This is a genomic window from Pseudomonas sp. NFX15, assembly GCF_049132105.1.
Lineage (GTDB): Bacteria > Pseudomonadota > Gammaproteobacteria > Pseudomonadales > Pseudomonadaceae > Aquipseudomonas.
Map to the genome: position 1 here is coordinate 18,842 of NZ_JAFMPV010000044.1, position 12,074 is coordinate 30,915.

General features: G+C 61.4%; 10 protein-coding genes and 1 pseudogene. 6 read left to right on the forward strand and 5 right to left on the reverse strand.

Annotation, left to right across the window (positions count from 1 at the left end):
* Positions 1 to 194 precede the first annotated feature (194 nt).
* The 3 genes from J1D76_RS27125 to J1D76_RS27135 all read left to right on the forward strand — a co-directional run bounded on the left by J1D76_RS27125 (position 195) and on the right by J1D76_RS27135 (position 3,700).
* Positions 195 to 1,640, forward strand: coding sequence for a SulP family inorganic anion transporter (locus J1D76_RS27125; RefSeq protein ID WP_421141417.1), 1,446 nt, complete (start codon positions 195 to 197; stop codon positions 1,638 to 1,640).
* 73 nt (positions 1,641 to 1,713) lie between these two features.
* On the forward strand, positions 1,714 to 3,171 hold the full coding sequence (locus J1D76_RS27130) for an N-acyl-D-amino-acid deacylase family protein (protein ID WP_421141418.1): 1,458 nt from the start codon (positions 1,714 to 1,716) through the stop codon (positions 3,169 to 3,171).
* Between the two features lie 160 nt (positions 3,172 to 3,331).
* Positions 3,332 to 3,700, forward strand: coding sequence for a glyoxalase superfamily protein (locus J1D76_RS27135; protein WP_421141419.1), 369 nt, complete (start codon positions 3,332 to 3,334; stop codon positions 3,698 to 3,700).
* Between the two features lie 3 nt (positions 3,701 to 3,703).
* Here J1D76_RS27135 and J1D76_RS27140 read toward each other — a convergent pair whose 3' ends face one another.
* The 3 genes and pseudogenes from J1D76_RS27140 to J1D76_RS27150 all read right to left on the reverse strand — a co-directional run.
* Positions 3,704 to 4,732, reverse strand: a complete 1,029-nt coding sequence (locus J1D76_RS27140; RefSeq protein WP_421141420.1) for an AraC family transcriptional regulator ligand-binding domain-containing protein — start codon at positions 4,730 to 4,732, stop codon at positions 3,704 to 3,706.
* A gap of 399 nt (positions 4,733 to 5,131) precedes the next feature.
* Complete coding sequence (locus J1D76_RS27145) at positions 5,132 to 5,995, reverse strand: methyl-accepting chemotaxis protein (RefSeq protein ID WP_421141427.1); 864 nt, start codon at positions 5,993 to 5,995, stop codon at positions 5,132 to 5,134.
* 42 nt (positions 5,996 to 6,037) lie between these two features.
* Positions 6,038 to 7,051 (reverse strand): annotated as a pseudogene (locus J1D76_RS27150) (methyl-accepting chemotaxis protein); the annotation flags it as partial.
* Positions 7,052 to 7,310: 259 nt separating this feature from the next.
* Here J1D76_RS27150 and J1D76_RS27155 point away from each other — a divergent pair.
* Together J1D76_RS27155 and J1D76_RS27160 are read left to right on the forward strand one after the other, a co-directional pair.
* Positions 7,311 to 7,982, forward strand: coding sequence for a histidine phosphatase family protein (locus J1D76_RS27155; protein ID WP_421141422.1), 672 nt, complete (start codon positions 7,311 to 7,313; stop codon positions 7,980 to 7,982).
* A gap of 33 nt (positions 7,983 to 8,015) precedes the next feature.
* A complete protein-coding gene (locus tag J1D76_RS27160) occupies positions 8,016 to 8,849 on the forward strand; it encodes a phosphatase PAP2 family protein (protein WP_421141423.1) in 834 nt (277 codons plus the stop codon).
* 188 nt (positions 8,850 to 9,037) lie between these two features.
* Here J1D76_RS27160 and J1D76_RS27165 read toward each other — a convergent pair whose 3' ends face one another.
* Positions 9,038 to 10,477, reverse strand: coding sequence for an ArnT family glycosyltransferase (locus J1D76_RS27165; protein WP_421141424.1), 1,440 nt, complete (start codon positions 10,475 to 10,477; stop codon positions 9,038 to 9,040).
* Positions 10,478 to 10,685: 208 nt separating this feature from the next.
* Here J1D76_RS27165 and J1D76_RS27170 point away from each other — a divergent pair, with 208 nt between their 5' ends.
* Positions 10,686 to 11,696, forward strand: coding sequence for a metallophosphoesterase (locus J1D76_RS27170; RefSeq protein WP_421141425.1), 1,011 nt, complete (start codon positions 10,686 to 10,688; stop codon positions 11,694 to 11,696).
* A 219-nt stretch (positions 11,697 to 11,915) separates the two neighbouring features.
* Here J1D76_RS27170 and J1D76_RS27175 read toward each other — a convergent pair.
* Positions 11,916 to 12,074, reverse strand: a 159-nt coding sequence (locus tag J1D76_RS27175) for a transposase (protein ID WP_421141429.1), incomplete at its 5' end; no start/stop codon positions are given.

The following is a 12,074-nucleotide window of genomic DNA, read 5'->3' on the forward strand; positions in this document are numbered from 1 at the left end:
AGACCGCGTTATCGTTCATCGCGGGCGAGCCACGCTCCCACAGGATTTGCTTCGTTCGCGAGGTTGGCGCACGACGCGAAACCTGTGGCTTGCCCGCGATGGCGTTTTCAGCCACCCATTAACTGGCCGGGTCGCCACCAATTCCGTAACATCCGCACACTCTTTTCCAGTCTCTCCCTGTGTGCGGTCCTTCCATGAAAGCAAAACGTCTACGCGCCGATGTCCTGGCCGGGCTAACCACGTCCTTTGCCCTGTTGCCCGAGTGCATCGCGTTCGCGCTGGTGGCCCATCTCAACCCGTTGATGGGGCTCTACGGCGCGTTCATCATCTGCACCCTGACCGCGCTGTTCGGCGGGCGGCCGGGCATGGTCTCCGGCGCGGCCGGCTCGATGGCCGTAGTGATCGTCGCGCTGGTGGTGCAACACGGCGTGCAGTATCTGCTGGCCACGGTGGTGCTGGGTGGGTTGATCATGATGGCGTTCGGCTTGCTCAAGCTCGGCAAACTGGTGCGCATGGTGCCGCACCCGGTGATGCTCGGCTTCGTCAACGGCCTGGCGATCATCATTGCCCTGGCGCAGCTGGAGCACTTCAAGAGCGGTGAAGCCTGGCTGAGCGGTACGCCGCTGTACATGATGATCGGGCTGGTCGCGGTGACCATGGCCATTGTCTACGTACTGCCGCGCCTGACCCGCACCGTGCCGCCGGCGCTGGTGGCGATCCTCGGCGTGGGCCTGGCGGTGTACCTGCTCGGCCTGCCGACCCGCACCCTGGGCGACATGGCGCACATTGCCGGTGGCTTGCCGACGCTGGCGCTGCCGGACATCCCGTGGAACCTCGACACCCTGCGCATCATCGCGCCGTACGCGATCCTGATGGCGCTGGTCGGCTTGCTGGAAACCCTGCTGACCCTCAACCTCACCGACGAAATCACCGAGAGCCGCGGCTTCCCGGATCGCGAGTGCGTGGCGCTGGGGGCGGCGAACGTGGTGTCCGGGGCGTTCGGCGGCATGGGCGGTTGCGCGATGATCGGCCAAACCGTGATCAACCTCAGTTCCGGTGGTCGCGGGCGTGTGTCCGGGGTGGTGGCCGGGGTGTCGATCCTGCTGTTCATTCTGTTCCTGTCGCCGCTGATCGAGCGCATTCCGTTGGCCGCGCTGGTGGGGGTAATGTTCGTGGTATCGCAGCAGACCTTCGCCTGGGCCTCGCTGCGCGTACTGAACAAAGTGCCGCTCAACGATGTGCTGGTGATCATTGCGGTGACTATGATTACCGTGTTCACCGACCTGGCCACGGCGGTGCTGTGCGGCATCATCATCGCGGCGCTGAATTTTGCCTGGCAGCAGGCCCGGCAGCTGTACGCCGACAGCCATCTGGAGAACGACGGCAGCAAGTTGTACCGGGTGCACGGCACGCTGTTCTTCGCCTCGACCACGCCGTTTCTCAATCAGTTCGACCCGGCCAACGACCCGGCGCAGGTGACACTCGATTGCCGTCACCTGAGCTTCGTCGACTACTCGGCCATCGCCGCGCTGGGCACTTTGCGTGAGCGCTACGCCAAGGCCGGCAAACACCTGCGGGTGCTGCACCTGTCTGAACGCTGCAAGAAACTGCTCAAGCGCGCCCGGATGCAGCACGATTGACAGAGACGGCGATTCAAACTCGCCCTCGACGAATACCGTGGCGGCGACGATCACTTGCCGCTGGGAGACTGACATGCAGTACGACACACTGATTCGCAATGCCCTGATCATCGACGGCAGTAACCGCCCCGGTTACCCCGCCGAGGTGGCGATTCTCAACGGTCGCATCGAGCGCATCGGCGACCTGCGCGATGCCCACGCAGCTGAAGAAGTCGACGCGCAGGGCCATGTACTGGCGCCGGGTTTCATCGACGTACACACCCACGACGACACCGTGGTGATTCGTCAGCCGCAGATGTTGCCCAAGCTCAGCCAAGGCGTGACCACGGTGATTGTCGGCAACTGCGGCATCAGTGCGTCGCCGGTGAGTTTGCGCGGCGATCCGCCGGACCCGATGAACCTGCTCGGCACCGCCGCGGCGTTCATTTATCCGACTTTTCGCGACTACCGCGCGGCGGTCGAAGCGGCGAACACCACACTGAACGTCGCCGCGCTGGTTGGCCACACGGCGTTGCGCAGCAACCACCTCGACGACCTGTTCCGCACCGCCACGCCCGATGAAATCAGCGCGATGCGCGAGCAACTGCGCGAGAGCCTCGAGGCCGGCGCACTGGGCCTGTCCACTGGCCTCGCCTATGCCAGCGCTTTCTCGGCCTCCACCGAGGAAGTGATGCAACTGACCGAAGAGTTGACCGCGTTCGGCGCGGTCTACACCACTCATTTGCGCAGCGAATTCGAACCGGTGCTGGAGGCCATGGACGAGGCGTTCCAAATCGGCCGCCACGCGCAGAGCCCGGTGATCATTTCCCACCTCAAATGTGCCGGTGCCGGTAACTGGGGGCGCAGTCCGCAGCTACTGGCGTCCCTCGAAGAAGCGGCGAAAGCCCACCCGGTCGGTTGCGATTGCTACCCGTATGCGGCGAGCTCTTCGACCCTCGATCTCAAGCAAGTCACCGATGCCCATCGCATCACCATCACCTGGTCGACGCCGCACCCGGAAATGGGCGGTTGCGACCTGATGGACATTGCCGCCGAATGGAATCTGTCGTTGCTCGATGCCGCCCGCCAGTTGCAACCGGCCGGTGCGGTGTACTACGGAATGGATGAGGCCGATGTGCGCCGGATTCTCGCGCACCCGCTGTCGATGGTCGGTTCCGACGGCTTGCCGGAAGACCCGTTTCCGCACCCACGCTTGTGGGGCGCATTCCCTCGGGTGCTCGGACATTTCAGCCGTGACGTAGGGCTGTTCCCGCTGCACACCGCGGTGCACAAGATGACCGGCCTGTCGGCGGCACGCTTCGGTTTGCAGGAGCGCGGCGAAATCCGCGAAGGGCATTGGGCGGACCTGGTACTGTTCGACCCGGCGACCATTCGCGACGTCGCCGACTTCAACGACCCGCAGCGGGCAGCGCAAGGCATCGAGGGGGTATGGGTCAACGGTGTGCTTAGCTACCGCGATGGCCAGGCCAACGGGCGCAGGGTAGGGCGGTTCCTGGCGCGGGAAGGGGATTTGCGTGCAGGGTTTCAGTGACGTTTCGAACACTGCGTCACAGTAGTGGCACTTTGAGACTAAAGATTGGCGTTTTCACGCCGAATTGCTGACATCAGACCGGCTATCATTGCGGTTCGGTCACGTATTTTGTAGGAGCAAGCTCGCTCCTACAGGTCCTTCATTGTCTGGGAGCAATTCGATGAGCTTCGGCAAAACCACTCCGATCCTGCGTATTTTCGACGAAGCCAAGGCCGTGGAATTCTACGTCGACTTCCTCGGGTTCAAGATCGACTGGCAGCATCGCTTCGAAGCGAATTTCCCGCTGTACCTGCAAATCTCCCGTGGCGAATGTGTGCTGCACCTGTCCGAGCACCACGGCGACAGCACGCCGGGTTCTGCGCTGCGGATCGAGACCGACGAGCTGGAGAAATTTCAGCAGCAACTGTTGGCCAAGGCCTACAAATTTTCCCATCCGCAGATTCAGGCCATGCCCTGGGGCAGTCAGGACATGACCATCGCCGACCCGTTCGGCAATCGGTTGGTGTTCACCAATGCCATCAGTCTCTAGCCCTCAGCCTTCGTTCGGCGCCCGGTGGGTTTGGCGAAACTCGCCAGGCGGCATCCCGCGTCGGCTTTTGAACGTGCGGTGGAATGAGCGCGGTTCGGTGAAACCCAGGTATTGGGCGATGTCCTGGATCGGCAGTGTGCTATTGAGCAGGTAATGCTCGGCCAACTCCTGGCGCAGGTCATCGAGGATTTGCTGGTATGACGTACCGGCCTTTTGCAGTTGGCGTTGCAGCGTGCGCACCGACACGGCGAGCTGCTCGGCGACCTGTTCCTTTCGTGGCAGGCCCTCCTTGAGCAACTGGCGCAGGATGCTTTTGACCCGCTGCTCCAGCGACGCGTCTTCCAGCGTGGCCATCAATCCTTGCGCATGTTCTTCCAGGGTGCGCAGCAATTGCGCATCGGCCTGGCGCAACGGCAACTGCAAGTACGGCAGCGGCACGATCAGCGCTGAATAAGGCTGGTCGAACAGCACCGGACAGTCGAAGAACTGCTCGTATTGTTCCTGCGTCGTCTCGGCCGGGCGCGCATGTTCCAGCCAGACCGCGGCCGGTGACAGTTGCGTGTCGGCGATCCAGCGTGCGTATTGCAGCCAGGAGCCGAGCACGTTTTCCACCAGATGCCGACGAATGCGCGGGCGTTGATGGCGACAGGTCCAGATCAGGTGCACCTCGCCGTCCTGCACCTCGGCGCGGCTGACGCCCATGTCCCCCACCAGTTTCTCGAACGGCATGATGCGGCTCATGGCATCGCCCAGTGTCGCGCAGTTCATGGTGATGTAGCCCAGCACACTCCAGGAGTTGGGCAACACAAACCGCGCGGCGTTAAGACCGAACAATACATCGCCCGAGTGTTCGCAGAAATAATCGAGCAGCCGTTCATGGGCTTCACCCGGCAAGCGCAGGCTGTTGTCGCTCAACTGCTGAGCCTGCAACCCGGCAGCCGCCAACGCAGGCTCGATGGCCATGCCCAGTTGTTCGGCGTGACGCAGGTATTTGAGCAGCGGCGGAACGGACGTGAAGCCGAGGGATTGCATGATCGTTTCCTTTGATCAAGGCCTGCAGGGGGGGGGAATGCCCTGAAAGGTAATTTGAAACCACGGCTAAAGTAAATGGCGGGTGCGGCGCGACTTTGACTCAATTGGCTACTCGAACTGGCCGCATGCGACCGTGACTCTTTCGGCCGGCTGACTCGTATGGGGGCCGGAAATATCACTATCAGAACCGCAAAAGGACACACGCATGCGACGCTGGAACGGCTGGGTAGCTTGCCCGCGATGACGGCGGCATAGTCAACATCGTTATTTGCCTGATGCACCGTCATCGCGAGCAGGCTAGCTCCGACAGGTTTTTGGGTCGCACATAAATTTATGTTCGGCGCGTTACCTGTGGGAGCGTGCCCGCGAATGGATCGTTCATTCACTGCAAAGCAAATGTCAAACGCGGAAGTGGCTCACCAACTGCTGCAACTGACCACCCAGGCGCGCCAGTTCGACGCTGGACTTGGCCGTCTCGTCGCTCGCCGCCGCGGTCTGTTCGGAGACGTCGCGCACGTTGATGATGCTGCGGCTGATCTCTTCGGCCACGGCGCTTTGCTGCTCGGCGGCGGCGGCGATCTGTTGGTTCATTGACTGGATGCTGGACACCGTGCGGGTGATGCTTTCCAGTGATTCGCCGGCCTTGCGGGTCAGGGCCACGCTGCTGTCGGTGAGCACGCGACTGTTGTTCATCACCGCAGACACCTGTTGCGTGCCGTTCTGCAAACCGGCCACCAGGCCTTCGATTTCCTCGGTGGATTTTTGCGTGCGTTGGGCCAGGCCGCGGACCTCATCGGCCACCACCGCAAAGCCACGTCCGGCTTCACCGGCTCGGGCCGCTTCGATGGCGGCGTTGAGCGCCAGCAAGTTGGTCTGTTCGGCCACGGCCTTGATCACATCCATCACGCTGCCGATCTTGTCGCTTTCCTGTTGCAGCACGCCCATGGCTTCAGTGGAACGCACCACTTCGCTGGCCAGGCGCTCGATCTGGGCGATGGCTTCGTTGACCACTTTGTCGCCCTCACGGGCTTCACCGTCCGCTGCGGCGGCCGCTTGCGAGGCTTGTTCGGCATTGCGCGCGACTTCCTGCACGGTGGCGGTCATCTCGTGCATGGCAGTGGCGACCTGATCGGTTTCGACTTTCTGGCTGTTGACCCCGGCGCTGGTCTGTTCGGTCACGGCCGACAGCTCTTCGGCGGCGCTGGCGATCTGGGTCACGCCGTCGCGGATGCCGCTGATCAGGTCGCGCAGGGTCACGCCCATGCGTGCGATGCCTTGCTGCAACACGCCGAGTTCGTCGCGGCGGGTCACCTGCACGTTCAGGGTCAGGTCGCCGCTGGCGATGCGCTCGACCACCGCCAGGGTTTCGCGCAAGGGGCGGGTGATCTGGCGTGTAATGACGACGGCGGCAATGAGGCCCACCAGCAATGCGAGCAATGTGCTGACCAGTTGCAAGGTGCGCGCCTGGGCACTTTCGGCGTCGCGGCGGTCGAGCTGGATCTGATACAGCTGATCGCTCTGGGACACGATGGCCGCGCCCTCGTCGGTCATTTCCTTGCGCGCCTGCACCGCGTCGATGCTCGCTGCCTTGTAGGCCTGCAAGGCACTGCGGTAGTTGCCCAGTGCAGTTTCCAGCTGGCGCAGGGCGACTGGCTGGGTGTCGGCAAAATGCGCGTTCAACGCGGTCAGGCTGGCGATGGCCGCCTCCAGTTGGCTGACCGCTTTTTGCTCAGTGTCGGCGGTGGTCGTCGCGGTGTAGCCGCGTACTTCGTAGCGGGTCAGCAGGAACGCTTCCTTGGCTGCCGTGATGGCCTGGAACTGTTCGAAGCGCTGGTCGCTCAACGGCATTTGCTGCACGCGCGTGTTGATGTCATTGATCAGCGTGTTGGCGGCTTCGGCGTTGGCGCTCATGGCGTCGCGGGCGCTGATACCGGTGCGATAAGCGTTGCGCATTTTCGCCAGGGACGCCTTGTAGGCGTCGATGACCGCGCCTTGTTCCCTTAACAGTTTGAGGTTTTCCGGGCTCTTGAACTTGGCCAGCAGCGCTTGTTGCTGGGCCGAGAACGCTTCGAGGGTGCTCTGCACGCTCTGGGCGGCGGTTTCGTCGCCGTTGGTCAGCATGTATTGCAGGCGAACCACGCGCAGTTTGGTGAGGCCGGCATTGAGCTGGGTGATGTCGCTCATCCAGTTGCTGCGGTCGATCAACCCGCCCAGGCTGGTCCAGCCGGTGAGGGCGAGGACGCAGGTCAGTGCCAGGACCAGGCCGAATCCCAGGCCCAGTTTCAGGTTCACGCTGATATTGCCAAACCAGCTATTCATCAAATTCCTCCAGGAACGTAGTGCTGCTTTATCGTCGGTTGGCTGGAAGATTGTTTTTTTTGGAGGCCGCCAAGCTATGTAAGCAGGATGTATCGGCCGCAATCGCTGGAGCTGAAAGGTTTTTGCTTCCCGGATCCTGTTACAAGGTTTTTCCGTGCTTTTAAGCTTTTTTTCACATGCGTTTCACTTGTCGCCAACGACCCCTTCTTTAACCTGCCGGGATCTAATGAGGTGGTGCGTGCCGGCGAGGCGGCTTGATGTGGAATTAAGACTGAGTCTGTTCGGGAAACAACGCTCGATCGATCTGAACCGTTTCGCCCGTTATCGCAAAGCGGCGGTGGTGGTGGCCGCAGCGCTGCTGGTCATCCCGTTGACCGTGTTCCTGCTGCGACCTGCCGGCGTACCGGACCTGGCACACGGCAACGTGGCCGGCGTTCAGGCGCTGATGAGTGGTTGGGCCAAGGGCGACATGATCGTGCTGGTTCGCCACGTCGAGCGCTGCGATCACACCTCGGCCCCTTGCCTGGCCGGCAACGATGGCATTACCGAACGCTCCCGCGGTGTCGCCCTGAGCGTCGGTGCGCACTTTCAGCGTCTGGGGCTGGACAAGGCCGACATCTACAACAGCCCGATCCTGCGCACGGCGCAGACCGCCAACTTCATGTTCAACAAGGTCGGCACCGGCGAAGACTGGCTGATCAGTTGCAAGGGCACCATGCTGCGCGATGCTCTGGCGCACAAAGTGGCCGGGCGCAACCTGATCCTGGTGACCCACAGCGAGTGCATGGACCAGCTGGAAAAAGACCTCAAGCTATCGCCTTCGACACTGGGTTATGGCGCCTCTCTGTTTATTTCTGCCGAAACCCCGCAGACTCCGCGCATGCTTGGCTTCATTGACGCTGCTGACTGGAGCTCGGTGACCGCTCATTGAGTCTTTCCCTTCTCTTTTGAATCAGGATTCACAATGCTGACCGCTTCCCGCTACCGCTTTTACTGGGTGAATTTCGGTATCCCGCTGGCCTGTGCGGTCGCGGTGTTCCTGATGTTCGACATGACCTCGATCGACGTCGCCTTCAATAATCACTTTTATGATCCGGTGACGCAGACGTTCCCGCTGGACAAGGTCCATCTGTTCGAAAAGATCACCCACAAATGGGCGCGGATCATTCCGAACTGGACCGGCGAAATCGCGATCATCGGTGCCTTGCTGTCGTTTCTCTGGCCGCGCCTTAAGGCCGAAAAGCACGCGAAGATCATCGCCTTCCTGGAGAAAATCAAAGTCGCGCCGGTCCTGCGCTTTGCGACTCGCCACCGTCGCGATTTTCTGTTTGTGGTGTTCGCGTTCTCAATCAGCACCGGGGTGATTCACTACCTCAAGGGCCACACCAGCGTGTATTGCCCCATCGAGACGACGCTGTACGGCGGCAAGATGCAGCACGTCGAGTGGTACGAGAATTTCAAACTGCTCAAGACCGCCGGTGACGGTCGCTGCTGGCCGGGCGGACATGCCTCGGGCGGGTTCACCATGCTGGCGCTGTACTTCGTGGCGCGCCGTTATCGCTGGCGTTATTCGAAAGCGATCATGTACGGCTCGCTGGCCCTCGGTTTCATCTATGGCACGACGCGGGTGTTGCAGGGCTGGCATTACATGTCCCACACGTTCTGGGCCGGGATCTTCGTCTGGCTGGCGTGTTTACTGACGGCGCTGGCGTTCTACGGGCGAGCGAGGCTGGAACAGCCGGTGCTCTCCAAGGCGCAGCAAGCGGCGCCGGCGACCCAGACTCAACCCGTGAATTGAGTCAGCGCTGAACCCAAAAAACCCGTACCCCGAAAGGGCGGCGGGTTTTTTATTGTCCCACCAGGAAGTCAGTACAACGTCGATCCCCTGTGTGCGAGCCTGCTCGCGAAAGCGTCGGTCCAGCCACTATCTCTATTGACTGGAATGACCCCTTCGCGAGCAAGCTTGCTCCTACAAAGGGCGGGTGTTCACTGCCCGACGAAGTAGTACGACTGGCGCCCGACCTTCATGGTCTTGATTACCTTCAACGGCGCAGCCGGCTCGGTATCGCCCGAGAGCAGGGCGATGTGGCTGGGCGAGGCGTCCAGATACGTATGCAGCTGCGCCTCGGTACTGAGCCCCTTGAGCAGGCTGCGGGTGTAGAACACGCTGGCGCCGCCCACTCGCTCGTTGGCCTGGAACAGCGCGACTTGCTGCCCATTGGCCTGCATCGACTGGATTTGCTCGGTCAACGGCAGGAACGACAGGGAGCTGTCAGCCCAGGGCGCCGCCCATTGCGCCGCCACAAAGTATCCACCGATGACCACGGCCAGAATCCCGGCCATCAACCCATTGCGATGGCTGGCGATACGGCCAAGCCATGTCGCAGAACCTTCCCGTGCTTTCAGGCGTTCAAGCAGGACAGCGGCATATTCAGCGGCAATGACCGCTGCGGCCGGTGTCAGCGACATCAGGTACACAGTGCGCTTGCTCGAGGCCAGGCTCAGCATCGCAAACTGCGCCAGCAGCCACAGGCAGAAGAACAGCAAGTAACGGTTGCTCACCAGGCTTCTACGGAAATGCCACAGGCCCAGGTACACCAGAATGTTCCAGGGCAAAAACGCCTCGGGCAATTTGGCCAGGTAGTAGTAGAACGGTTCGTAATGCCCGGCCTCGACGAAGGAGCCACTGAAGCGCCCGACGCTGTTGGTCAGCAGCACCTCGGCGACGGCATGCGCGCCACCGCGCTGATACAACACGGCAAGCCAGATCACCAAGGGCACCAGGCCCAGCAACGTCAGCAAACCGGGACGCAGCCAGCCCGACAGGTTCAGGCGTTTGTCCATCAGGCTAGTGCTCAGCAGGTAGGCGAAGATCACCACCCCGGGCATGGCCAGGCCCAAGACGCCTTTGCTCAAGGTTGCGATGGCCATCCCGGCCGCAAACAGCAAGCCATTGCCGATACCCGGCTGCCGTTGCCCGGCGAGGAACGCCAGCAACGCCGTGCTCACACCGAGCGCGAGCAATGCATCCTCGCCGACACCGCGCACGTTGCTCCAGTAACTGGCCATGGTTGCCAGCAGAATCGCCGCGGTCCACGCCACGCTGACGGGCCGGCCGAGCCGGCGCAGCATCGCGTACAACAGCATCACGCTGAACAGCCCGGCGAATGCTGAGGTGAGGCGCACCGCCCACGGCGTCCCGCCAAAAGCACGAATCGCAGCGGCATCGAACCATAGGCTCAGGGGCGGTTTTTCCAGGAAGGGTTCGCTGAACAGACGCGGTGTCACCCAGTCGTTGTCCAGGTGCATTTCCATGGCAATGCCGGCCACTCGCGCCTCTGTCGAGCCTTGCAGTTGATGGTTGCCAAGCGCGAAAAAAAACAACAGAGAACACAGTGCAAACAGGAGTGGGACAGGGCGCGACATGACTTCTGGCTACCGAAAAAGAAAGGCTGAAAAACAACCCGGAAAAAAAAGTATACGGAACGACTTCTTAACAAAACGTGAACAAGTGCCGTGATCTAGTGAGGGGGTAGATCGAGCTTCATTTTTCCCACCTCTGTGTGGCCTTCCGAGCCCAGTGAGTCGTCCATTGAAACGCACACCTTCCACTTCGGTTTCTGCAAAACACTGGATGCTCCGCAGGCTCGTATGGGGGGCTGGCATTGCTTGCACTCTGATACTGGCGGCCGGTGGGTATTGGCTGTTCACCGCGCCAGCGCCGTATGTTCCGTTGAGTGATCTGGACCCTGCCTCGGTGTCGATGATCGCCGTGGGCGACCAGGGCAGCGGCGACTTGCAGCAGTGGCGGGTGGGGCGCGCCATGGAGCGGGTCGCGTCGCGAGAGGGGCGGCTGGACATGGTGGTATTCCTGGGCGACAACTTCTACGGCAAGCCATTGAGCGGGACCCACGACTATCGTTGGCTGACCCGATTCGAACGCGTCTATTCAGGCCATTGGCTCAGCCACATTCCGTTCTACGCCGTGCTGGGCAATCACGATTATCCGCTGTCGCAACAGTACGAGATCGAGTACGGCCAACAGCACGAAGGGTCCGGGCGCTGGCAGATGCCGACCAACTTCTACATCAAGGATTTCGGTAACGTCGATGGGCGACCCTTGGTGCGCATGGTGTTCCTCGATACCTCGGCGCCGCGTGAAAGTTTGCAGCAGCAAATCGACTTGATCGACCAGGCGTTCCAGGCGCCTGGCCCGGCCCCTGTATGGCGAATGGCGGCGTCTCATCATCCGGTGCGCAACCAGGGCAAACATGGTGAAGAGTCTGAACTGGTCACACGGCTTTTGCCGGTGCTGGAGCGCAATCATGTCGACCTGCTGTTGTCCGGCCATGACCACAATCAGCAACTGCTGTTACGTGCGGGCGAGCCGGCGTGGGTGATTTCCGGGGCGGGTGGCCAGCGCCTGAATGCGCTGAATGGGCCAACATCCGATAGCGCGTTTACGGCCACACGTGCGGGTTTTGCCAAACTCGACCTGAGCGCCAGCCAGCTCAGGTTGGCCTATTACGACGACCGGGGCGAGCTGGAGTCCGGTTATCGCTGGGCCCGGAACTGCCCGTGGATGGCCAAGGGCTGTTTGTTGCCCGAACAACCGCAAGGGGGCATCGCGCAGGTAGAGCCGTGACGGGCACCCATTCGCAGGCAAAAAAAGATTGTCCACGCAATCCCGGGAAACTGTAGGAGCCAGCTTGCTGGCGAAGGACTCACGTGCGACGCATTCATCCGGTTCACACGCGTTGTCGTTAACGAACATCGCTGGCAAGCCAGCTCCTACAGGAGGCTGCGTCCGGGGCGGAAGTGAGGTGACCCCCGACGCCCGTGAAATAGGCAAAAAAAAGGTTCTTCACGGATTACCGGGAAAGACGCTCTTGATCTTCATGAAAAAGAATTCGCTATCCCGGTAACCGTACGCCATCCGTTTGATGACCTTTATTCGATTGTTTATGCCTTCCAACTGTCCTGTGTGCATCGGCCAGCGAACCCGACTGACGATGCCTCGCCA